Below are 21,510 nucleotides of genomic sequence, written 5' to 3'. Positions count from 1 at the left end.
CAATATGCAGGCAATCATCGCCTTATGGATAGCCGTTGTGGCCCTGCTTGCTTGCGCGCCGGTCCAGGCGGCAACCTATGCCAACACCAGTTTTGCCTACAGCTGGATCGACGCCAGCAATCATGCCAAGCTCGGCTATAACACCACGCCCTACCGATTCAACGGTTCCGCCGGCTGCGGTACCACGCCGCCCATCCTCGACGACACGCTCAGCGATGCCTTGCCCATCGGTTTCAGTTTCATGTATTCCGGCGTGGCTTTCAGCACCCTGCGCGTGATGACGAACGGACGGGTGCAATTCAATAACAATGTCACTTGCGGCTACGGTAGTCCGGTGCAGACGCTGCCCTATCCGAACAGCAGCTTGAATTACACCATGCGCATCTATGGCAACGACCTCGATCCCACCTCGAAACTGGAAGTACCCACCTACAATACCGCCTGCGCCAGCCGCCTCACGTGCTACGTCAGCTATGCCACCATCGGCACAGCGCCTTACCGCAGCTTCGTGGTGACCTGGAATAATGTGCCGGAATGGACCACCGGCTCCAATCCGACCGGCTCCTACAGCCTGCAATTGATCTTGCAGGAAAACGGCGAATTCATCTACCAGTATGGCGCCGCCGTGGCCGGGCCATCCGGCAAGCTGGGGCAGATAGGCTGGCAGGCGGACAGCAACGATTACGATACGCCGCAGACCGGTTTTCCGGTGACGAACTCGGCGATCAAGTTCTACATTCCCCGCCCGGTGCTCGAGTACCGCATGGAGCAGCCCAGCTGGAACAATACGCCTGGGCAGGTGTCAGATACCAGCGGCAACGGGCGCGACGGCACGGTGCTGGGTGGCGCACAGACGATTGCCGCCGGCCGCGTCTGCCGTGCCGCCAGTTTCCCCCTCAATACCAGCACCGCCGCCATCGATGCGGTCGACAGCGGGCTGTCGGTACCCGGCAGCATGGGCGGTGCCGGCACCATCACCTTCTGGTACAAGGCCAATACGGCCTGGTCCGGCAGCGGGGCGCGCGATGCGCAACTGCTGGACGCCACGCAGCTGAATAACGAATGGTTTTTTCTCGTGCGGCGCAGCACGGGCGCCTTGCGTTTTGTCGTGACAGACAGCCTGGGCAACGTGCGCGTGGTGGAAACGGCTGCCAATAGCGTGCCCGCCGGCACCTGGAAACATATTGCCGTGAGCTGGAGCTTCAATGCGCTGGCGGCAGCCAATAGCGATCGCCTGCGCATCTACGTCGATGGCGTGCTGCAAAAGGAGTCGGCGTTTACCACCGCGGCGGTGGTCTCGCCGCGCATCGGCAGCCTGTTCATTGGCGACAACCGCAGCGCGGTGACGGGACAGAACGGCAGCGGCAATTCCACCGATGGCGCCATCGACGAATTGCGTGCCTATAATTACGAGGGCGGCCTGGCGCTGGTGCAGCGCGACCAGAACCTGAGCCAGGCCGGCTGCCTGAACCATTATGCGGTGACCAATTCAGGCACGGGCCTGACCTGCCAGCAAAGCACGCTCACGGTGACGGCGCATGACGTCAATCACAATAATATCGTGATGCCCAATAACACCACGCAAATCCAGCTGAGTACCTCGAACGGCATCGGCGACTGGGCCCTGATCTCCGGCTACGGCGTGCTTTCCAATGGCACCTTGAACGATGGCGTGGCGACCTATCTGTTCAACGGCGAATACCAGGCCGTGTTTGGCCTGAGCAGCGGCACGGCAGCCACCGTCAGCGTGAATGTGACGGATGGACAGTTCACGGAGCAGGAAGACCAGTCGCTGGTGATCAAGGCGTGCGCGGTGGCGCGCTTCAATGCCTGCGAGGCGACCTCGCCCCGCTGCGTGCCCAGCACCAGCAGTATCAGCTATGCCCGCCTGAATACCAAACTGGCCGACACGGCCTTCAAGCTCGACCTGGTGAAACTGAAGAGCGATGCCAGCCTGGAAACGACTTTCGTCGGCGCGGCCACGGTCGATTTGCTGGTCAATACCGCCACCGGCGTCGCGCTGGGGGCGAATAACTGCCCGCTGACCCAGACGGCGGTTATTCCGCTGGGCCTGGTGGCGTTCACAGGCGGCTATTCGAGTGCCAATGTGAATATCCCGGCTACCGCCATCAGCGCCGTGGCGCCCCGGTACAGCGCTTACCGCGATGTGCGCGTGCGCGTGACTTGCACTGCGGCCGTGTGCGGCACGGCCAATGTGGGTTGTTCGACCGATAATTTCGCCGTGCGTCCACAGCAGTTCACGCTCGGTTCCAACATGAGCAACAGCGCCCTGAGCGGCACGCCCAGCCTGGCGGCGGGCGCCCAGTTCACCTTGAGCGCAGCGGCCGTCGCCGGCTATAACGGCACGCCGCTGGTCGACAATTCCGCCGCCGGACAAAAAATCGTCGGCTTCGTCAGCGCCAGCGACTATAGCGACCGCCTGAGTTCAAGCTCCAACGCCAGTCCATTCCCGCTGGGACAGGCTGTGCTGGCCAGCGGCCAGGCCAGCAGCGGCGGCGTGACTTACAACGATGTGGGCACCTTCCGCATGCTGCCCGAGGCGGTGCTCGACAATGCCTACACCAGCGTCGACCAGCCTGGCGACTGCGTGATCGGCAGCAGCAGCAATACGGCCGTGAATGGCAAATTTGGCTGCAATATCGCCAACCAGGCGCAAACCCCGGCGCCCGTCTTCGGCCGCTTTTTCCCTGACCACTACGCGCTCACGGGCGCACTGACGGCGGCCTGCGGCGACTTCACCTATATGGGCCAGCGCGAACTGGGCGTCGTGCTGGGGGCGACGGCATTGAGCAAGGGCAAGCAGATTCTGGCCCGCTATGGCAGCGCCTATCCCGGACGCGCCAGCGTCAGCGTGGGCGCGGGCAATGCCGGCGCGGCACTTTCCATCGGCCGCCTGGCGCCAGCCTTGCCCGCCTTTGCGTGGAACCAGGGGCGTAGCGGGCGTTCCTACACCACCGATGGTGGCGCGTATGCCGCCGGCAGCACGCAAGTGGTGGTGACAGGCAGCGGCGGCCTGTCGGCGGGCGAACTGATCAAGTTTGGCGGCGACGCCGCCATCTACACGGTGCAGGCAGGCACTGCCGGCGCGGGTAGCATTACGCTCGCCGCGCCTGGCCTGCGGCAGGCGATTCCCAGCGGCGCCACCGGCATCACGGTACTGCACAGCTTTGACCGGCTGGCCAGCGGCCAGGATGGCCCCTACGAGGATTTTTCGCTGGTGGTGGGCATCAGCGACAGCGACGGCGCGCTCATTTCCAGCGTGAATGGTTTGGCGGTCGCGCCCGCTGCCAGTGTCGCCATCGGCGATACCCGGCTGCGTCATGGCCGCTTGCGCATCAACAATATGTATGGCTCGGAACAGCGCGCGCTGCTGGTGCCCTTGCTCGCGCAATACTGGAACGGCAGCGCGTATGCCGCCAATACGCTGGACAATTGCACGGCCCTGCTGCGCAAGAATTTCATCTTGAAGGATTATCTCAATCTGACGGATGCGCAGTTGCCGGCCGCGACCACCTTGCCGCTCGACAGTGGCTTGCTGCAGCAGGGCGCCGGCAGCGTGCTGATGGCCAAACCCGCCGTACCCGTGACCAAAAAAGGGACGCTTACGCTACAGTCGCTGATACCGTATCTGCCGGGACAGGCGCGCCAAACCATAGGCGCATTCAAGAGCGACCCCATACTGCTCTTCATGCGTGAAATATATTGAAGAGCGTGTGATTTTTCGGCGTGTCGTGACAATCGTGGTGTTTTCCTGGAAATATATTGTCAATAATTTCTTTTTTAGCCTGTTCATACCTGCTATGAATTAAAATTGATTGAATGCATCATTCGGACGGCACCGCTGTCGTCACATTTCATTATCTGGATCGGTGGCATGGGTTTATTCGCAAAAGCAAAAAAACACGAGGGTTGGCTGGCGACATCATTGTCAGCGGAAGGCGTGTGCGCTGCCGTGGTCAAGCGGCGCGCGGACGACAAGCCGCTGGTGCAGGCGGCGGTCATGTATCCCGGACGCAAGCCGCTGGCGGCGGCGACCCTGGAAAAAATGAACCGGGATGTGCATGCTCAGTCTTATCGAAACACCACTTTGCTCGGCGCGGGCGAGTATCAGATAGTGACGCTCGATGCGCCGAACGTGCCGCCGGAAGAGCTCAAGACTGCCGTCCGCTGGCGCCTGAAAGACATGATCGACTTTCCGGCGGCGGACGCCACCGTCGACGTCATCGATATTCCAGCCGACAAGAACGGGCCGGGACGCGCGCAATCGCTGTTCGCCGTCGCGGCGCGCAACACGGCCGTGGCCCAGCGCCAGGCGCTGTATGGCGAATGCAAGATCGCCCTGTCGGTCATCGATATCCCGGAAATGGCCCAGCGCAATATCGCGGGCTTGATGGAAACGCCGGGCCGCGGCCTGGCCATGCTGTCTTTCGATGGCGAAGGTGGGCTGTTGACCGTGACGTTCGATGGCGAACTGTACCTGGCGCGCCGCATCGACGTGAGCGTGGCGCAGCTGGCCGATACCAGCGACGCCCAGCGGCAACAGTATTACGACAAGATCACGCTGGAGCTGCAGCGTTCCTTTGACCATTTCGACCGTCAATTCCATTTTATTTCCGTTGCCAGGCTGGTCCTGGCGCCGACCGGTAGCGACGGCCTGCATGCTTACCTGGCGGACAATTTGTACATGCCGGTCGAGGCGCTGGATCTGACGGCCCTGTTTGATTTTTCCAAGGTGCCGGACCTGTTGGCCGCTGCCGGCCAGGCGCGCTTTTTCCTGGCCCTGGGTGCGGCCCTGCGGCAAGAGGAGATGCCAGCGTGAGCCAGCAAATCAATCTGTTCAACCCTGCGTTTGAAAAACGCAAGCAGGCGCTGTCCGCCGTGGGTTTGCTGCGGGGCCTGGTGCTGGTCCTTGCCGCCAGTGCCGCAGTGGTCTGGTTCGGTGCGCGCCAGGTGGACGCGCTGGAGCGGACGGCGGCCGACGCCAAGGGCGTGCTCGATGCACGCGAGGCGCGGCGGGCCGATGTGTTCGCGCGCTTTCCCGTACCCGGCAAGGACCCGCTGATCGCGGGCGCGCTGGGCCAGGCAGAGGCTGATCGCAGCGCCTTGCTGGAAGCCGGGCAAATTCTGCAGGGCGGCGAACTGGGCAATACACACGGCTATGCCGACTATTTCCGCGCCTTCGCGCGCGCCAGGGTCAATGGCTTGTGGCTGACGGGGGCGAGCATCGCCGGCGCTGGCAAGGAGATTGGCTTGCAGGGACGCGTCGTGCAGCCGGACTTGCTGCCGCAGTACATCAGCGCCTTGTCCAGGGAATCGGCGTTGCAGGGCAAATCGTTCGCGCGCCTGGACATGGCCACCGCGCAGCTTCCTGCCCAGGGTGCCGCGTCAGCGCCGGCAGCACCGGCGCCGCGTTTTATCGAATTCAGTTTGCAATCGTCGGCGGCACCCGCCAGCGGCGCAGGGGCGGTCAAGCAATGAAACAGCAATGGCAACAATTTGCCCAGAAATTTGATGCGCTTAGCGTGCGGGAACGGATCATGGTCTTTGGCGCCAGTGCCGCGCTGCTGATTTTCATGGCTGTTTATCTGTTCGTCAATCCGCAGTTGGCCAGGAGCAAGGCGCTGGCCGACACGATTGCCCAGCGCCAGCAGGCCGTCGCGGCCATCGATGCCGAGATGGCGCAAAGGATGGCCGCGCATGCGGGCGACCCCAACCAGCAGGAGCGCATCCGGCTAGAACGGATCAGGCAGGAAGTGCAGCAGATGCGGCAAGCCCTGCAATCGACGCAAAATGGCCTGGTGGCGCCAGAGCGCATCGTGCCGATGCTGCAGCAATTGCTGAAACAGCAGGCCAATTTGCGCCTGGTGTCGCTGGCTACCTTGCCATCCGGCGCCGTGGGGCAGGGCGGCCATGTCGCCAGCAAGGCGGCGCCATCCGCATCTGCCGCAGCGCCTGCCGGGCAGTCACCCGCGGACGCCGAGCCGGCGAAGGCGCCCGCCGTGCTATACCGTCATGGTGTGGAAATTGTATTGCGTGGGAATTATCTGGATATGGTGAATTATATGGATGCCGTGGAGGCCATGCCGTCCCATGTGTTCTGGGGCAAGCTCAATATGCAAGTCGAGCAGTACCCGAACGCCACGCTGAGCCTGACCTTGTACACGCTCAGCCTGGACGAGAAATGGATCGCGCTGTGATGCGCGCCGGTCGTTGCGTTGTCCTTGCAAGCGCGCTGCTGGCGTTGGCGACGGGGGTGTTTGCCCAGGCGCTGGCCGATCCCACGCGGCCGCCCGATGCGGCGCCTGTCCTGGGTAGTGCGGCCTCTGCCGGCGCGGCGCGGCCGCAGCTGCAATCGGTGCTGATTTCGAATCAGCCTGGCGGGCGGCGCCTGGCCGTGATCGATGGCCGCAGCGTGCGCGCGGGCGACAAGGTTGGCGGCGCAGTCGTCGTCAGCATAGGCGAAGCGAGCGTTGCGCTGCGGCGCGGCAAGACGCTCGAAACACTGCGGCTGACTCCGCAGACGGTCGACGCAAATGATGCAATGCATGTACGAAGGAAACAGGTTCATGTCACCCAATAAACACAAGGCGGGAATGCGGAAGATACTTGAAATAAGCAAGCGGGCAAGCGTCCTGGGACTTGCTGCGGGTTTGTGCGCCTGCAACGTCGCGCCTGTGAAGCGCGACACCTACAATGCGATCCAGGAGCAGATGGCAGGCGCAGTGGCCACCACCAGCCCGGCGGCGCAGTCGGCCGCGGTGGAAAACGCGCTGCTGCCGCCGGCGTCCGCGCTGGCCGCGCAGTTACCCAAGGCGCGCGGCGTGCTGGACGAGCGTTTCAATGTCGCCTTCAACAACGTTCCGGCACGCCAGTTCTTTCACTCGCTCGTCAACGGCACGCGCTACAACATGCTCGTGCATCCGGATGTGCAGGGCAACATTTCCGCCAACCTGAAAGATGTGACGCTGTTCGAGGCGCTCGACGCCGTGCGCGAGATGTATGGCTATGATTACAAGGTCGATGGCACGCGCATTGCGATTCGGCCCCTCACCATGCAAACCCGCATGTTCCAGGTGAATTACCTGACGGGCAATCGCAAGGGCACGTCGAATTTGCGCGTGTCCTCGACGTCGGTGTCGAATGCCGGCATCAGCAACAGCGGCCAGAGCGGGGGGAGCAACGGCCAGCAGTCGCCGCAGAACCAGGCGCAGCAGCCAGGCCAGCCCGGCAGCCAGGTGCAGCAAGACAGTGCCAACCTGAGCACCACGTCGGACAGCAATTTCTGGGTAGAATTGAAAGAATCGCTGGGCGCCATCATCGGCGGCACGGGCGATGGCCGCAAGGTAGTGATCAGCCCGCAATCCGGCGTCGTCGTGGTGCGTGGCATGCCCGACGAATTGCGCGCCGTCGACCTGTACCTGAAGGCGACGCAGCTGTCGGTGGACCGCCAGGTGATCCTGGAAGCCAAGATTCTTGAAGTGGAATTGAACGATAATTTTCAGACCGGCATCAACTGGGCCTCGTTTGCCTCCATCAAGAGCGGCCACACGAACCGCATCTCGACGGGCTTCATCCAGCCCGGTGGCAGCCTGGCGCCATTGCCCTTCAATGGCGGCAAACCGCCGAACATGACGAGTGGCAGCGGCCTGACGGCCAGCAGTGGCTTTGGCCTCAGTTCGGCGGCGAACGCGGCCGGCTCGATGTTCGGCCTGGCCTTCCAGACGGCCAATTTCGCCGCCATGATTACCTTCCTGGAATCGCAAGGCGCCGTGCACGTGCTGTCGAGCCCGCGCATTGCCACCATGAATAACCAGAAGGCCGTGCTGAAGATAGGCACGGATGAATTTTTCGTCACTGGCGTGAGCACTACCGTGACCTCGACCGGCACCGCGGGCGGCACCACCTCCAGCCCGAATGTCACCTTGCAGCCCTTCTTTTCCGGCGTCGTGCTCGACGTGACGCCGCAGATCGATGACCAGGGCAATATCATCTTGCACGTGCATCCGTCCGTCAGCCAGGTCACCACCGTCAGCAAGGAAATCGACCTGGGCAGTGCCGGTTCGCTGAAACTGCCGCTGGCCGCGTCCAGCACGTCCGAGATGGACAGCATGGTGCGCAGCCAGGACGGGCGCATCGTCGCCATCGGCGGCCTGATGCGCCAGGCCACTACGGCGGACCGCTCGCAAGTGCCGGGCGCGGGCGATATTCCCGTACTGGGCGCCTTGTTCCGCAACACGGGGCAGGTGATCCAGAAGCGCGAACTGGTGGTGCTGATCAAGCCCACCATCGTCGAGGGCGCGAATAGCTGGAACGAGGATTTGCTCGATTCGGGCAAGCGCATCGAGGCGCTTGACCCGCGTCGTCCGTCGGAGCGGCGCTAAATGTACCAGGCCCATTTCGGCTTGCGCGAGGCGCCGTTCGGCCTCACGCCCGATACCAGTTTCTTTTTCAACGGCCCGCAGTCGCAAAAGGCGCTCAACACCTTGCTGGTGGCGGCGCGCAATGGCGAGGGCTTCATCAAGATCACTGGCGAAGTGGGCACCGGCAAGACTTTTCTTTGCCGCAAGTTCATGCAATCCCTGGGGCCGGACTTTGTCACGGCCTACATCCCGAATCCGAACTTGCCGCCCCGTTCGCTGATCCTGGCGCTGGCCGATGACCTCGATGTGTTGCTGGAGAAAGATGCTGATCAGCATCAGCTGCTCAAGTCCCTCAACTTGCGTTTGCTCAACCTGGCGGCGCAAGGCAAGCGCGTGCTGCTGTGCCTGGACGAAGCGCAGGCGATTCCCGTCGACAGCCTGGAAGCGCTGCGCCTGCTGACGAATTTGGAAACGGAAAAGCGCAAGCTGCTGCAAATCGTGCTGTTCGGCCAGCCGGAGCTGGACGTCAAGCTGGCCCTGCCGGAAATCCGCCAGCTGGCGCAGCGCATCACCTTTCATTACCACCTGGGTCCTTTGAGCCGCGACGACGTGGATTTTTATGTCGCGCACCGGCTGCGCGTGGCCGGTTTCGACGGCGCGCGCCTGTTCAGTCGTGGCGGCGTGGGCAAGCTGTACCAGGCGTCCGGCGGCATTCCCCGCCTGATCAACATCATGGCGCACAAGGCGCTGATGGTGGCGTATGGTGAAGGACGACAGCAAGTCAGCGCCCGCCACGTGGCGCTGGCCGCCAGCGATACCCTGGCCAGCAAGCTGCGCCGTTGTTGGCTGCGGCCATGGCCGTGGCTGGCCGGCGCCGGCGTGCTGGCCGCCGCCTGCAGCATGAGCTGGACCTTATTGAACCGATGACGAAGATGAGCCTGTAGATGAGCCTGATTAACAAGATGTTGCAAGACCTCGATGCGCGCGGCACCCCCGATGGACGCGGCGACGCGGCCGGCATCCGCTCCGTGCCCGAACGCGAGCGGGGCGTCTCGCGCGCGCTGGTCTTCGGCGGTGCTGCCGGCCTGACGGCGGCCGCCATCGCCCTGGGCTGGGTCTACCTGAAGCGTCCGGCCGTGCCGCCCGTGCTGGTCAGCGTGGCCAGTACGCCTGTGTTGGCTCCTGTGTCGGCTCCCGTGTCGGCCCCGGCGCCTGCCGCCGTTGCCCCCGCGCCAGTGCCCGTCGTGGCGGCTGAACCCGAACCCGTGTTCAAGGCCGAGGAAGCCGCTCCCGCGCCGACCAGGGCGCGGCCCGCCGAAGTGCGGCGCATCACGGAAAAGGCCGCCAAGCCTGCCGCTGCACCCGTGGTGAAGACGCCAGCACCGGCCGCCAGCGAGCGCATCATCGATGGCAAGCAAGTTACCGCGCAGCAGCGCGTGGAGAATGAATACCGGCGCGCGCTGGGCCAGTTGCAGGATGGCCGCGTCTCGGAAGCGCTGGCCGGCTTGCAGCAGACGCTGCAGGTGGACCCGCGCCACCAGGGCGCCCGCGAAACCCTGGTGCGCCTGCTGCTCGAAGCGCAGCGTCCCGACGAGGCTGCGCGCCAGTTGCAGCTGAGCCTGGCGCTGGACCCGAAACAGCCGGCGCAGGCGATGATGCTGGCCCGTTTGCAGCTGGACAAGCCCAACGGCGGCGCGGCGGCCCTCGATACCCTCATGCGCAGTCTGCCGTACGCCACCGACAGCGGCGAATACCAAGCCTTCCTGGCCGGCGTGCTGCAGCGCGAGCAGCGTTACCGCGAAGCGTCCGAGCACTACCAGCTGGCCCTGCAGACAGCACCCGACAACAGCGTCTGGTGGATGGGCCTTGGCATCGCCTTGCAGGCCGACAAGCACCCGGCCCAGGCGCGCCAGGCGTTCGAGCGGGCCAAGGGCTTGCAAACTCTGTCGCCCCAGCTGCAGGCGTTTGTCGAGCGCAAGCTGGTGCAGTTGACGGCGGCGACCGCCAAATAGGCGCGGGCCGAGCGCACCACTTTCACCTCCGCCGCAAGCGACATCGCAGGCTGTGGGGGTGGACTTGTACCACATGACTGAAGCGGATGATCCCGCAAACAAGATGACCACTGCCTGGAAATTCCCCGATGCCCCCAATACTGCCTGCTTCACGACCACGGAGGTATTGAACGGTGCTCCCGTCGTGCATGTGTTCCATGATTACGAAGGGGATTGGCAATTTCACGGCGCGTCAGGCGCAACGGCATCGAGCTCCGTCAAAATCGTCAGTCTGGCATATATGATAGGTAGCGATGATTTGCTGGCGCCCCTGCATGACTTGCCCTATGGCTGGCGCGCGCAATGGCATGCAGGCGCAGGAAACTGGGAGCGTTTCAAGGACCATCCTTTTCCCTCGTTTGCGGAGCATGGCTATTACCTGGAAGACGCCATCTGGCTTGCCCAGTATTTGACAGATATCCAGCCTCCGCCCGCGGAAGTGCGCGAGCAACTGGCCATCGGTTCGTACGTGAAACTGGTTTTTCGCTTCGCCGCCGAAGACGGTGCGCGCGCGGATGGCCAGTGCGAAAGAATGTGGGTGCTAGTGACCGGCATCGATGAAGAGGAAGGCTGGTACACCGGCAGCATCGAGAATACTCCGCAGCATCCGGCGGCCAGATACGGCGACCTTATCGCGTTTCATCCCCTGCATGTGGCAGACCTTGCGCCTCAACAGGCATGAAGGAAGCCCGTTTGAAACCTCTTGGCCTGCTCATTGCGTTCTGCTGTTTGTGCAACAGCGCTCTGGCCGCACCCGCCAGCGTGCCTGCCAGCTACGTTCTTGACAATACGGAAGTGCGCGACATCCGTGCACAAGCCCTGAAACGGGACTATCAGCTGTATGTTGCCTTGCCCGATTCCTATCGGCAGGGAAACAAGCGCTATCCTGTGCTGTTCGTCGTGGACGCCAATTACTCGTTCGCCATCGTGCGCAATATCGCGCAGCGCCTGAACAAGCATGCGGGGATGGAAGAAGTGGTGGTGGTGGGGCTGTCATATGCGAATGGCGATGGCGGGGTGTACAGCCGCCGCCGCGATTACACGCCCACCACGCCGCGCAAGCATGACTACCGCTCGGATATGCCGGGGCGGCAGCCCGCGTTCGGCGAAGCGAAGGCGTATGGCCAGTTCATCTCGGGCGAAGTATTTCCCTTCATCGCACAGCATTACCGCGTCAACATGCAGCGCAAGGTGTTTATCGGCCACTCCTACGGCAGCCTGCTGGGCCTGCAATTCCTGCTGACGGAACCGCGCACCTTCGAGCATTACATCCTTGGCAGTCCGTCGCTGTGGTACGACGCCGGCGTCATGTTCGACCGCGAACAGGCGTATGCCGTCAGCCACAAGGACTTGCCGGCGTCCGTGTTCTTCGGCATCGGCGGCCTGGAAAAGCTGGCGGCGGGCAAGAAGCGTTCGCGTTCGGAGGAAGAGGCCGACATGCTGGCCGACTTGCGCGAGTTCGACGGGAAGTTGAAATCGCGCAAGTTCCCCGGCTTGAAAACCCGCCTGCGCGTCTTCGAGGATGAAGATCACGCGAGCGTGTTTCCTTTTGTGCTGACGCACGGATTGCGGGCGTATTTGAAGTCAGTGAAGTGAATCGCGCTCAGGCGCACACGACTGTCTCGCCCCGGAAACGCTGGAGTGGACAACGTTGGAGCTTGGTCTCCAACAGCGGCTGCTTAAGGCTTCCTTGAGGGCGAGCTGAAGCAGCTTTACAAGCGCGCCTCGTCGCCCCACACATGGCGCATGCTGAAATGCACGCCGGCATCGTCTTCGTGCAGCGATGAAACGATGGCGTAGCGGCTGTCGGCCGTGTCGCGCGGCGTCATTTGCGATAGTTCGGCGGCGGCCAGCGGCGCGCCCAGCGCGTCGCTGAGCGGGTGGACATGGGCGGCGCCCCGTTGCGTCACCACCCCCAGCTCGCCGCTGCGCAGGCGCACCAGGGTGCCGGGCGGATATTTGCCCAGCAGCTTGACGAATTGTTCTCCCAGCAGCGGGTCGATGGGCACGCCCTGGTCGAGGAAGATGTGGCGCAGCGCCTGGTCGGGCATGATGGAGCGGCGGTAGTTGCGCGCGGAGACGCGGGCGCAATAGCGGTCGGCCAGGCCGATCAGCTTGGCATTTTGCAGGATTTCGTCGGCCGTGCGCCCCTGCGGGTAGCCGCTGCCGTCGTCGTTTTCATGGTGCAAGAGCACGCAACTGAGCCATTCCTCGTTATCGACGCCGGCGCAGCGCAACAGTTCCGCGCTTTCCTGCGGATGCTGGCGCACGATGCGCATTTCGTCGTCATTCAGGGGGCCGCGCCGGTCCTGGAAGCTGTCGTGGTGGCGCAGCATGCCCACGTTCATGGTCAGCGCGGCTGCGCCGATCAACAGTAATTCATCGTGGGACTTGTGCATGCTGCGGCCCACCAGCATGGCCAGCAAGGCCGTTTCGATGCAGTGGCGCACGGCGTAGCTGCCGGCGATCTGGTTGAGCAGGATGCTGGCCAGGGCGATATCGGCATCGTGTTCGAGCGCGCGCAGCAGTTCGCGGGCGATATCGCGCACGTCGCGCTCGGCATTGCTTTCGCTGCGCAAGTCCAGCAACAAGCGCTCCAGGCGCTGCGCCGCCTCGTTCAGCCGGCGCAGCACGGATGGCTGTTCGGGCGCGCCCACGTAGAGGCCCAGCTGCAGCAAACGGCCCAGCTGTGCGCCGTCCGTGATGATCTGCCCCTTGCGCAGTTGCGGGCCGGCACTCTGGTCTGCCAGAAACAGATCCCAGGGCAGGGGTTCGCCGGGAATCAGGTCGGCCGGGCCGATGCGACGCTGTACCATGCTGTCATCCTTTGCTCCGCCGCAGCGAAGCCATGCTCAGTGCTCGGTTATATGCTGCGCAGGCGCTCCAGGGCCAGGCGCAAGGTCTCGTCTTTCTTGGCAAAGCAGAAGCGCACGATGCCCGACTCCTTGCCCTGGGCGTAAAACGCGGAGACCGGGATGGCGGCCACCTTGATTTCCGTCGTCAGCCATTCGGCGAACTGGGCTTCGGTCTCTTGCGAAATGGCATCGTAGCGCACGCACTGGAAATACGTGCCGTCGGCCGGCAGCAGGGTAAAACGGCTGCCCGCCAGGCCATCGCGGAACACATCGCGCTTGCGCTGGTAAAACGCGGGCAAGTCCAGGTAGGGTTGCGGGTCCGCCATGTAGCCGGCCAGGCCGTGCTGCATCGGCGTGTTGACGGTAAATACGTTGTACTGGTGTACCTTGCGAAACTCCGCCGTCAGGGCCGCGGGCGCCGCCACATAGCCGACTTTCCAGCCCGTCACGTGATACGTCTTGCCGAAGCTGGAAACGATGAAGCTGCGCGCCGCCAGTTCCGCATTGCGCGAGAGCGAGGCATGCGGCACGCCGTCGTAGACCATGTGCTCATAGACTTCGTCGGAGAGTATCAATATTTGCGTGCCACGCACGATGTCGGCCAGCGCCGCTACGTCGGCAGGGCGCAAAATCGTGCCCGTCGGGTTATGCGGCGTGTTGATGATGATCAAGCGCGTCTTGGCGCTGACGGCGGCGGCCAGCTTGTCCCACGGCACGCTGTAGCCTTGTTCGCCCACCTGCATGGAGACCAGCACGGGCACGCCGCCGGCCAGGGCGATGGCGGGCAGGTAACTGTCGTAGGCCGGTTCGATGACGATGACCTCGTCGCCCGGATGCACGCAGCACAAAATGGCCGTGGTGAGCGCCTGCGTGGCGCCGGCCGTGACGGTGATTTCCGTGCCTGCATCATAGCTGTGGCCGTACAAGCTGGCGATCTTCGCGGCAATGGCGCAGCGCAAGGGAGCGGCGCCCGTCATCATCGGATACTGATTGTGGCCGGCGCGCATGGCGTCGCTGACGAGTTCGACTAGTTCCGGCGCGCAATCGAAATCGGGAAAGCCCTGGCCCAGGTTGACGGCCCCATGCTGAGCCGCCAGGCTGGACATGCGGCTAAACACGGTGGTGCCCACGAGAGGCAAGCGAGTGGTCAGGGTGGGAGTCAGATGGGGCAGGGACGGGCTGTTCATGAACGGTAGGGTCGCGGTGCGGAAAGTGGAATCGTGTCCCCATTCTAGCGCAGCGCGCCCCGTTGCGTGCGGGGCTTTGGCGGCTCAGCCTGGCAATGCCCAGCCTTCCGGCAGCATGATCTTGAACATGCCGGCCTTGGCCGTCTTGCGGGCCAGTTTCAGCAGGGCCTTGTCCTTGGTGATGAGGATGTCGGCGTTGGCGTCGCGCGCCAGTTCGAGGAATTTCTGGTCATCCTTGTCCGTGCAGACGGGCAGGCGCACGCCGGAGACGGGCGGTGCCACCACCGTGATGTGCGCGTCGAAGCGGGCGGCGGCAACGGCGCGGCTGGCTTCGTCGAGAGGTAGATGCTTGTAATGCAACACAACCAGATATTCCGCGCGGCAATCTTCGCGCGTGATGGCGTGCACGGCGCCGCTTTCCATGGCCGCCAGCAAAGGTGCCCAGCGCGGGTCGTTGAAGACGAACAGGTCGAGGCAAACGTTGGTGTCGAGGACGAGTTTTTGTGGAGCAGGTATCATGTCGGCAATTCTATTCTGTAGTGATAATTTATGTTGATCGTGCTTTCGCCCGCCAAGAGTCTCGACCTGGAGACGCCGCCAACAACCTCGTTGCACAGCACCCCCGATTTTCTCGACCATTCCGCCCAGCTGATAGCCCGCATGCGCCAGTTTTCGCCCGCCGAAGTGGGCAGCCTGATGGGTATTTCCGACGCCTTGTCGGCCCTCAACGTGGCCCGCTACGCTTCCTGGACGCCCAAGCTGGAAGAGGCGCGCCAGGCCATCATGGCCTTCAATGGCGACGTGTATGCCGGTTTCGAGGCGCGCAGCCTGCAACCGGCCCAGCTCGACTATGCCCAGTCGCGCGTGCGCATTTTGTCAGGCCTGTATGGCTTGCTGCGTCCGCTGGACCTGATTCACCCGCACCGCCTGGAAATGGGCACGCGTTTGTCGACCACGCGCGGCAAGGATTTGTATGCGTTCTGGGGCGACACCATCACCAACGGCCTGAACCGTACAGCGCAGGAGCAGGGCGCCAAGGTGCTGGTCAATCTTGCCTCCGAAGAATATTTTAAATCCGTTAAGCCGCGCCAGCTGGACGTGCCCGTCATCGCGCCGGTGTTCGAGGACTGGAAGAATGGCAAGTATAAAATCATCTCGTTCTACGCCAAGCGCGCGCGCGGCATGCTGGCACGTTATGCGGCGGTCAACGCCATCCGCGATCCGGAACAACTGAAACAGTTCGACGTCGATGGCTATGGTTTCGTGCCGGAAGCGTCGAATGATACTAGCTGGGTGTTTCGACGCAAGGTTGGCGAGTAGGCGCGAAGGAATCAGTAAAGCACCCCAGCTGCAAAAGCTGGGGTCGTACCCTCAGGGTACGACCCCGGTCCTTGCTTTTGGGGTTGACGCAAGAAAAAACCGGAGCAAGCTCCGGTTTTTTTATTTTACTGCCAGAATTTCCACCACTTGCGTTCCTTGTTTACCCCTTCCGGGCTGAGGAATGCCGTGTTCGGGTAGTTCTTGGTCAGCACGCGCAAGGTGTCCTCGCGCAAGTCGGTCAAGCCCAGCTTGTCATACGAGCGGTACATGATGAACAGCGCTTCTTCGATGGCCGGCGAGGCGGCAAAGTCGCTGACCGTCGTTTGCGCGCGGTTGGCGGCGGCCAGGTAGGCGCCGCGGCGGAAGTAATAGCGCGCCACGTGCACTTCGTATTTCGCCATGGCATCGATCAAATAATTCATGCGGGCCAGCGAATCGGGCGCATATTTACTATTTGGGAACTTGTCGACCAGTTGCTTGAAGGCCGCAAACGCTTCGCGCGTGGCTTTCGGATCGCGCTCGGTCGGGTCTTGCTCGTACAGGAAGTTCAGGAAGCTGATCTGGTCATTAAAGCTGATCAGGCCACGCAAGTAGTACATATAGTCGACATTGGCGTGGTTCGGATGCAACTTGATGAAGCGTTCGACGGCAGCCAGTGCCTGCGCCTGGTCTCCCGACTTATAATACGCGTAAGCGATCTCCATCTGCGCTTGCAGAGCATAGTTGCCGAAAGGATAGTTAGCCTCCAGCTTCTGGAACAGGCCGATTGCAGCTTCATAGTGCTGCCCGGCCATTTCTTCACGCGCCTCCGAGTATAATTTCGTAACGGACCAGTTTTTGGTCTCATCCACTTTTTCAGGCAACAAGCTGCAAGCGGACATGCCGAGCAGAACGACTGAAGCGACTACCAACGATAATTTTTTTTGCATGACGTTTTGCAAGAAGGTTTTAACCAAGATTTTACAATAGGCTGATTATAGCCGATGGGAATGCTGTGATATTAACTCCGAAGCCTAATTTGGCTGACCCCGCGTTTGACTCCCTTTCTGACCATGCTGCCGAAGAGGCGTTTGACGGCGATTTTGCCGCCGACGACGTCTTCGAGGAAATGGCCCCGATTACATTGGAACTGACGCCGGACGCCTGCGGCCACCGCCTCGATAAAGTCATCGCCCAACTGGTGCCGCAATACTCGCGCAGCCGCTTGCAATTGTGGCTGGAAGCCGGTTTCGTGACCGTCGATGGAAAAGTTGCCAAACGCAACATGACCGCCTATGGCGACGAGAAGATCGTCATTCTGCCGCAAAGCGCGCCGGAAGACGAGGCTTTTAAGCCGGAAGCGATGGAATTGAACATCGTGCACGAAGATGAGCATATCATCGTCATCAACAAACCGGCCGGACTGGTCGTGCATCCGGGACCCGGCAACTGGTCGGGCACCTTGCTCAACGGCTTGCTGCACCACTGTCCGCAGCTGGCGGGCGTGCCGCGCGCCGGCATCGTGCACCGCCTGGACAAGGATACCAGCGGCCTGATGGTCGTCGGCAAGACCCTGGCCTCGCAAACGGACCTGGTGCGCCAGTTGCAGGCGCGCACCGTCAAGCGCGAGTATTTCGCGCTCGTGTGGGGCACGCCGAAAATGGCGGGCACCATCGACGCCTCCATCGCGCGCCACCCGCGCGACCGCGTCAAGATGGCCGTGTCCGAAAACTTTACGGCCAAGCCTGCCATCACGCACTATGAATTGATCGGCAGCGGCGAACTCGATCGCCGTCCCGTGAGCCTGATGCAATGCCGCCTGGAAACAGGCCGCACGCACCAGATTCGCGTCCACATGCAGCATCTGGGCTTTGCGCTGGTCGGCGACTCCGTGTATGGCAAGCAGCACCTGGTATCCGTCTTCTCGCGCCAGGCGCTGCAGGCGCGCCGCCTGGGCCTCGTGCATCCGGGCACCCTGGAAGCGTGCGAGTGGATCGTGCCGCTGGCCGATGATTTCGCTCAGCTGATCGCCACCGCCGGCATTCCCGAGCCGGAACAGGTCTGATGACGGCTGCCTTGCCTTACATCAATCCCGATTGGCCCGGCCTGCCCGCGAACGTGGGCGCGCTGGCAACCGTGCGTGCGGGCGGCATCAGCCAGGGTCCATACGGTGACGGGCAGGGCGGTGGTGGCTTGAACCTGGGCACGCACGTGGGCGACGATCCTGCGCGCGTGGCGGCCAACCGTGCGCGGCTGGCGGGCGTCTTGCCATCCGAGCCTGCCTGGCTGTCGCAGGTGCATGGCGTGGCCGTGGCCGATGCCAGCAGGCTGGACGGTTGCGTGCCCGATGCCGACGCCAGCATCGCCACGCAGCCTGGCGCCGTGTGCGTGGTGATGACGGCCGATTGCCTGCCGGTATTGTTCTGTTCGACAGATGGGCTGGTCGTCGGTGCGGCCCATGCGGGCTGGCGCGGCCTGGCCAACGGCGTCTTGCAGCACACGGTGGCCAGCATGCGGGCGCAGGGCGCGACGGATATCCTCGCCTGGCTGGGGCCGGCGATTGGTCCGCAGCAATTCGAAGTGGGGCAGGACGTGCTGCAAGCGTTCCGCGACGGCGCGCGTGATGCTGTCGAGCGGCAAGTGTTGAGCGCTTCTTTCGTCGCCATAGCTGGCAAGCCGGGCAAGTACCTGGCCGACATGTATGCGCTGGCGCGCACCATGCTGCTGCGCGATGGCGTGGCGCAAGTGGCGGGCGGGCAATATTGCACTGTCAGCGATGCGGCGCGGTTTTACTCGTACCGGCGCGATGGCGTCACGGGAAGACAGGCCAGCTTGATCTGGCGCAAATAATCTGCACGGCAGACACTTATGTGTCTGCCGTTTTTGTTTTATCGTCTGCTGAGGCAAGTGCGCGGGCGTTCAGTTCAGCGATACGCGCGGCCTTGCGTTTGCGTCGCCGCGAGCCCGTCAGATAGAATAGGATGGACAGCGGAATGACGCAGTACAGCACGAAGGTCATCAGCCCGGCGACGATGGATGGTTCCGTCAGCGCCATGAGGCCGACGACATAGATCCAGGCAATAGCGGTCATGAGCATCATTGGTATTGGCAGTCAGTAAGAGTTTGCATGCAGGTGGCCCGGAAGTAGTTATTTATTAATTCTTGAATGGACTTACATACATCTATGAATATGCCCGATCCTCAAATGATGACCAAGGAATGGATGGCGCAGATCAGCAATCCTGAGCAGTGGAAGACGTGGTTCAACATGGTACCGCAGCCCCAGGGCAATCCGATTGCCGGCATTTTGCAGGATGCGGGTGCCAGCATCAAGCCGGAAGCGATCGAGCAACTGAAAAATGCCTACGTGGCCAAGCTGGCGGGCTTGTGGGCCGACTTTATGGCTGGCAAGGCGCCGGAACTGAAAGACCGCCGCTTCGCCGCGCCGGCCTGGCACGCCAGCCCCCTGTCGGCCTTCAATGCGGCAGCGTATTTGCTGAACGCGGAGTTTCTCAGCGCCATGGCCGATGCCGTGGAAGCGACGCCGCACCAGAAGCAAAAGATTGCGTTTGCCGTGCAGCAAATCGTCGACGCCATGTCGCCCGCTAATTTTCTTGCCACCAATCCCGACGCCCAGCAAACCCTGATCGAGACCAAGGGCGAAAGCCTGGCCAAGGGCTTGAGCAATATGCTGGCCGACATGCAGAAGGGCCGCATCTCGCAGTCCGACGAATCGGCTTTCGAAGTGGGCCGCAACGTGGCCACTACGCCGGGCACGGTGGTGTTTGAAAACGCCCTGTTCCAACTGATCCAGTACACGCCGACGACGGCCACGGTATACCAGCGGCCGCTGCTGATGGTGCCGCCGTGCATCAATAAATTCTATATCCTTGACTTGCAGCCGGAAAACTCGCTCGTGCGTTATGCGGTGGAGCAGGGCAATACCGTGTTTTTGATGTCTTGGCGCAATCCGGACCTGAGCATGCAGCACCTGACGTGGGACGATTACGTGGAGCAAGGCGTGATCGAAGCCATCAAGGTCACGCAGGACATTTCCGGCCAGGACAAGCTGAACATGTTCGGCTTTTGCGTGGGCGGCACCATCGTCTCGACGGCGCTGGCCGTGCTCAAGGCGCGGGGCGAGAATCCGGCCGCCAGCCTGACCCTCTTGACTACCTTCCTCGATTTCTGCGACGCGGGCGCGCTGGACGTCTTTATTGACGAGCCGCAAGTGGCGCTGCGCGAGCAAAGCCTGGCCAAGGGTGGCCTGATGACGGGGCGCGACCTGGGCAGCACTTTTTCCAGCCTGCGGCCCAACGACTTGGTGTGGAACTACGTGCAGTCGAATTACCTGAAGGGCAAGGAGCCGCCCGCGTTCGACTTGCTGTACTGGAATGGTGATGGCACGGGCTTGCCGGGCCCCATGTTCTGCTGGTATCTGCGCAACACTTACCTGGAAAACAGCTTGAAAGTGCCGGGCAAGCTGACGGTGGCCGGGGAACAGGTCGACCTGGGCAGCATCGACGCGCCCGCTTTCATCTACGGTTCGCGCGAAGACCATATCGTGCCCTGGGGCGCGGCTTACGCCAGCACGGCCGTGCTGAACCCGAAAAAACCGAAAGCCAACCGCTTTATCCTGGGCGCTTCGGGCCATATCGCCGGCGTGATCAATCCTGCTTCGAAGAATAAGCGCAGTTACTGGAGCAATGACGCGGGCAAAGGCGCACGCACGGCGAAAGCCAAGCCCTTGACGGCCGAACAGTGGATGGAAGGCGCGACCGAGCATGTGGGCAGCTGGTGGCCCGAATGGGCAGCCTTCCTGGCCGAACACGGCGGCGCCCAGGTGAAGGCGCCCGCCAAACCTGGCAATAAGCGCCACGCGGCAATCGAGCTGGCGCCGGGGCGGTATGTTAAAGTCAGGGCGGATTAGTTTACAAAAGCTTCTCGCCAGGCAAGACCGGCGTAATCTCCGGTCTTGTCAGGAATCTACTTTTAGTTGCGTTGCAATAAATGTGGGAATCTACTACCCTGATGTGCAATGGAGCCGTTTTCCACTCTATAATGGAAAAAGTAGGCAGGTGCGAAAGCGGACCCACGTTCGCTTTTTTTTCGGATTAACTCAGTATGCGCTGCGGCGCAATAAGTGGAACTTGTGATGAGTAGTGCAAAAAAAAGTATAGACCGCCTGATTAAAAAATATCCCAACCGCCGTCTGTATGACACGCAAACCAGTTCCTACATCACCTTGACGGACGTCAAGCAGCTGGTGTTGGATAATGAAGTGTTTACCGTCGTCGATGCCAAATCCAATGAAGATCTGACGCGCAGCATCTTGCTGCAAATCATATTGGAAGAGGAAGCGAACGGCGCGCCCATGTTTTCGAGCAGCGTGTTGTCGCAGATCATCCGCTACTATGGCCACGCCATGCAGGGCATGATGGGGTCCTACCTGGAAAAGAACGTGCAAGCGTTTACCGACATCCAGCACAAATTCACGGGCACGTCGGCCGGCAGTTTCGAAGGCAAGCCATTCAGCCCGGAAATGTGGACCCAGTTCATGAATGTCCAGGGCCCGATGATGCAAGGCATGATGAACAACTACATCGACCAGAGCAAGAGCCTGTTCGTGCAGATGCAGGAACAGATGCAGAGCCAAAGCAAGAATCTTTTCGGCACGTTCCCCTTCGTTCCGCCGGTGCCGCCGACGGACAAAAAGTAAGCCGCAGCCAATGCGGTC

20 protein-coding genes are annotated in these 21,510 nt (G+C 62.1%); 15 read left to right on the top strand and 5 right to left on the bottom strand.

The genetic code is table 11. The features are described from left to right. Nucleotides 1-4: 4 nt before the first annotated feature. The 10 genes from ACQ4WS_RS02435 (at nucleotide 5) to ACQ4WS_RS02390 (ending at nucleotide 12,028) form a co-directional block, all read left to right on the top strand. Nucleotides 5-3,727 (top strand): LamG-like jellyroll fold domain-containing protein, encoded by a 3,723-nt coding sequence (locus ACQ4WS_RS02435; protein ID WP_436473339.1) that lies wholly within the window; start codon nucleotides 5-7, stop codon nucleotides 3,725-3,727. A gap of 168 nt (nucleotides 3,728-3,895) precedes the next feature. Then, a complete protein-coding gene (gene pilM, locus ACQ4WS_RS02430) occupies nucleotides 3,896-4,840 on the top strand; it encodes a type IV pilus biogenesis protein PilM (protein WP_436473337.1) in 945 nt (314 codons plus the stop codon). Beyond that, the gene (locus ACQ4WS_RS02425) at nucleotides 4,837-5,499 is read left to right on the top strand and encodes an MSHA biogenesis protein MshA (RefSeq protein WP_436473336.1); all 663 of its coding nucleotides are present in this window, start codon (nucleotides 4,837-4,839) and stop codon (nucleotides 5,497-5,499) included. Before pilM ends, ACQ4WS_RS02425 begins: the two co-directional genes overlap by 4 nt. A gap of 44 nt (nucleotides 5,500-5,543) precedes the next feature. Beyond that, nucleotides 5,544-6,218, top strand: coding sequence for a hypothetical protein (locus tag ACQ4WS_RS02420; RefSeq protein ID WP_436473334.1), 675 nt, complete (start codon nucleotides 5,544-5,546; stop codon nucleotides 6,216-6,218). Then, nucleotides 6,203-6,601 carry an MSHA biogenesis protein MshK gene (locus ACQ4WS_RS02415; RefSeq protein ID WP_436473332.1) on the top strand — a complete coding sequence of 133 codons (399 nt, stop codon included), beginning with the start codon at nucleotides 6,203-6,205 and terminating at the stop codon, nucleotides 6,599-6,601. The genes ACQ4WS_RS02420 and ACQ4WS_RS02415 overlap by 16 nt, the downstream gene beginning before the upstream one ends. A gap of 13 nt (nucleotides 6,602-6,614) precedes the next feature. Continuing rightward, a complete protein-coding gene (mshL, locus tag ACQ4WS_RS02410) occupies nucleotides 6,615-8,402 on the top strand; it encodes a pilus (MSHA type) biogenesis protein MshL (protein WP_436473632.1) in 1,788 nt (595 codons plus the stop codon). Further along, nucleotides 8,403-9,308, top strand: coding sequence for an ExeA family protein (locus tag ACQ4WS_RS02405; protein ID WP_436473330.1), 906 nt, complete (start codon nucleotides 8,403-8,405; stop codon nucleotides 9,306-9,308). It begins immediately after the preceding gene. 17 nt (nucleotides 9,309-9,325) lie between these two features. Beyond that, the gene (locus ACQ4WS_RS02400; RefSeq protein WP_436473328.1) at nucleotides 9,326-10,393 is read left to right on the top strand and encodes a tetratricopeptide repeat protein; all 1,068 of its coding nucleotides are present in this window, start codon (nucleotides 9,326-9,328) and stop codon (nucleotides 10,391-10,393) included. 73 nt (nucleotides 10,394-10,466) lie between these two features. After that, nucleotides 10,467-11,114 (top strand): hypothetical protein, encoded by a 648-nt coding sequence (locus ACQ4WS_RS02395; protein WP_436473326.1) that lies wholly within the window; start codon nucleotides 10,467-10,469, stop codon nucleotides 11,112-11,114. Nucleotides 11,115-11,125: 11 nt separating this feature from the next. Continuing rightward, nucleotides 11,126-12,028, top strand: a complete 903-nt coding sequence (locus ACQ4WS_RS02390) for an alpha/beta hydrolase (RefSeq protein ID WP_436473325.1) — start codon at nucleotides 11,126-11,128, stop codon at nucleotides 12,026-12,028. Between the two features lie 116 nt (nucleotides 12,029-12,144). On the opposite strand, the gene ACQ4WS_RS02385 is transcribed toward ACQ4WS_RS02390, so the two are convergent. From ACQ4WS_RS02385 to ACQ4WS_RS02375, 3 genes are all read right to left on the bottom strand, one after another. Further along, nucleotides 12,145-13,248: an HD-GYP domain-containing protein gene (locus tag ACQ4WS_RS02385; RefSeq protein ID WP_436473323.1), complete on the bottom strand. Its 1,104-nt coding sequence runs from the start codon at nucleotides 13,246-13,248 to the stop codon at nucleotides 12,145-12,147. Nucleotides 13,249-13,295: 47 nt separating this feature from the next. Beyond that, nucleotides 13,296-14,474: a pyridoxal phosphate-dependent aminotransferase gene (locus ACQ4WS_RS02380; protein ID WP_436473321.1), complete on the bottom strand. Its 1,179-nt coding sequence runs from the start codon at nucleotides 14,472-14,474 to the stop codon at nucleotides 13,296-13,298. 84 nt (nucleotides 14,475-14,558) lie between these two features. Beyond that, the gene (locus tag ACQ4WS_RS02375; protein WP_215404692.1) at nucleotides 14,559-14,993 is read right to left on the bottom strand and encodes a putative toxin-antitoxin system toxin component, PIN family; all 435 of its coding nucleotides are present in this window, start codon (nucleotides 14,991-14,993) and stop codon (nucleotides 14,559-14,561) included. Between the two features lie 30 nt (nucleotides 14,994-15,023). Between ACQ4WS_RS02375 and yaaA the strand changes: the two genes are divergently transcribed. Next, nucleotides 15,024-15,794 carry a peroxide stress protein YaaA gene (gene yaaA / locus ACQ4WS_RS02370; protein ID WP_436473319.1) on the top strand — a complete coding sequence of 257 codons (771 nt, stop codon included), beginning with the start codon at nucleotides 15,024-15,026 and terminating at the stop codon, nucleotides 15,792-15,794. A gap of 125 nt (nucleotides 15,795-15,919) precedes the next feature. Here the strand turns inward: yaaA and ACQ4WS_RS02365 are convergent, their stop codons facing one another. Then, nucleotides 15,920-16,723, bottom strand: coding sequence for an outer membrane protein assembly factor BamD (locus tag ACQ4WS_RS02365; protein ID WP_436473317.1), 804 nt, complete (start codon nucleotides 16,721-16,723; stop codon nucleotides 15,920-15,922). A gap of 89 nt (nucleotides 16,724-16,812) precedes the next feature. On the opposite strand from ACQ4WS_RS02365, the gene ACQ4WS_RS02360 reads away from it, so the two are divergent. Next, complete coding sequence (locus tag ACQ4WS_RS02360) at nucleotides 16,813-17,838, top strand: RluA family pseudouridine synthase (protein ID WP_070220225.1); 1,026 nt, start codon at nucleotides 16,813-16,815, stop codon at nucleotides 17,836-17,838. After that, the gene (pgeF, locus tag ACQ4WS_RS02355) at nucleotides 17,838-18,623 is read left to right on the top strand and encodes a peptidoglycan editing factor PgeF (protein WP_436473315.1); all 786 of its coding nucleotides are present in this window, start codon (nucleotides 17,838-17,840) and stop codon (nucleotides 18,621-18,623) included. Before ACQ4WS_RS02360 ends, pgeF begins: the two co-directional genes overlap by 1 nt. Nucleotides 18,624-18,639: 16 nt before the next feature. Here the strand turns inward: pgeF and ACQ4WS_RS02350 are convergent, their stop codons facing one another. Next, the gene (locus tag ACQ4WS_RS02350) at nucleotides 18,640-18,864 is read right to left on the bottom strand and encodes a hypothetical protein (RefSeq protein ID WP_436473313.1); all 225 of its coding nucleotides are present in this window, start codon (nucleotides 18,862-18,864) and stop codon (nucleotides 18,640-18,642) included. Between the two features lie 114 nt (nucleotides 18,865-18,978). Here ACQ4WS_RS02350 and phaC point away from each other — a divergent pair, with 114 nt between their 5' ends. Both phaC and phaR read left to right on the top strand, forming a co-directional pair. Next, nucleotides 18,979-20,703: a class I poly(R)-hydroxyalkanoic acid synthase gene (phaC, locus tag ACQ4WS_RS02345; RefSeq protein ID WP_436473311.1), complete on the top strand. Its 1,725-nt coding sequence runs from the start codon at nucleotides 18,979-18,981 to the stop codon at nucleotides 20,701-20,703. Nucleotides 20,704-20,928: 225 nt separating this feature from the next. After that, on the top strand, nucleotides 20,929-21,492 hold the full coding sequence (phaR, locus tag ACQ4WS_RS02340) for a polyhydroxyalkanoate synthesis repressor PhaR (RefSeq protein WP_010399000.1): 564 nt from the start codon (nucleotides 20,929-20,931) through the stop codon (nucleotides 21,490-21,492). Nucleotides 21,493-21,510 lie beyond the last annotated feature (18 nt).

Origin of the sequence: Janthinobacterium leeuwenhoeki (assembly GCF_051380795.1) — a bacterium.
GTDB lineage: Bacteria > Pseudomonadota > Gammaproteobacteria > Burkholderiales > Burkholderiaceae_D > Janthinobacterium.
This window is presented reverse-complemented; position numbering and strand designations above follow the sequence as displayed.

What these genes read in the sequence shown, in the direction of transcription:
- ACQ4WS_RS02435 (WP_436473339.1), top strand. Translation starts at nt 5, where the DNA reads ATGCAGGCAATCATCGCCTTATGGATAGCCGTTGTGGCCCTGCTTGCT.
- pilM (WP_436473337.1), top strand. Translation starts at nt 3,896, where the DNA reads ATGGGTTTATTCGCAAAAGCAAAAAAACACGAGGGTTGGCTGGCGACA.
- ACQ4WS_RS02415 (WP_436473332.1), top strand. Translation starts at nt 6,203, where the DNA reads ATGGATCGCGCTGTGATGCGCGCCGGTCGTTGCGTTGTCCTTGCAAGC.
- mshL (WP_436473632.1), top strand. Translation starts at nt 6,615, where the DNA reads ATGCGGAAGATACTTGAAATAAGCAAGCGGGCAAGCGTCCTGGGACTT.
- ACQ4WS_RS02405 (WP_436473330.1), top strand. Translation starts at nt 8,403, where the DNA reads ATGTACCAGGCCCATTTCGGCTTGCGCGAGGCGCCGTTCGGCCTCACG.
- ACQ4WS_RS02400 (WP_436473328.1), top strand. Translation starts at nt 9,326, where the DNA reads ATGAGCCTGATTAACAAGATGTTGCAAGACCTCGATGCGCGCGGCACC.
- ACQ4WS_RS02395 (WP_436473326.1), top strand. Translation starts at nt 10,467, where the DNA reads ATGACTGAAGCGGATGATCCCGCAAACAAGATGACCACTGCCTGGAAA.
- ACQ4WS_RS02385 (WP_436473323.1), bottom strand. Translation starts at nt 13,248, where the DNA reads ATGGTACAGCGTCGCATCGGCCCGGCCGACCTGATTCCCGGCGAACCC.
- ACQ4WS_RS02380 (WP_436473321.1), bottom strand. Translation starts at nt 14,474, where the DNA reads ATGAACAGCCCGTCCCTGCCCCATCTGACTCCCACCCTGACCACTCGC.
- ACQ4WS_RS02375 (WP_215404692.1), bottom strand. Translation starts at nt 14,993, where the DNA reads ATGATACCTGCTCCACAAAAACTCGTCCTCGACACCAACGTTTGCCTC.
- yaaA (WP_436473319.1), top strand. Translation starts at nt 15,024, where the DNA reads ATGTTGATCGTGCTTTCGCCCGCCAAGAGTCTCGACCTGGAGACGCCG.
- ACQ4WS_RS02365 (WP_436473317.1), bottom strand. Translation starts at nt 16,723, where the DNA reads ATGCAAAAAAAATTATCGTTGGTAGTCGCTTCAGTCGTTCTGCTCGGC.
- pgeF (WP_436473315.1), top strand. Translation starts at nt 17,838, where the DNA reads ATGACGGCTGCCTTGCCTTACATCAATCCCGATTGGCCCGGCCTGCCC.
- ACQ4WS_RS02350 (WP_436473313.1), bottom strand. Translation starts at nt 18,864, where the DNA reads ATGACCGCTATTGCCTGGATCTATGTCGTCGGCCTCATGGCGCTGACG.
- phaC (WP_436473311.1), top strand. Translation starts at nt 18,979, where the DNA reads ATGATGACCAAGGAATGGATGGCGCAGATCAGCAATCCTGAGCAGTGG.
- phaR (WP_010399000.1), top strand. Translation starts at nt 20,929, where the DNA reads ATGAGTAGTGCAAAAAAAAGTATAGACCGCCTGATTAAAAAATATCCC.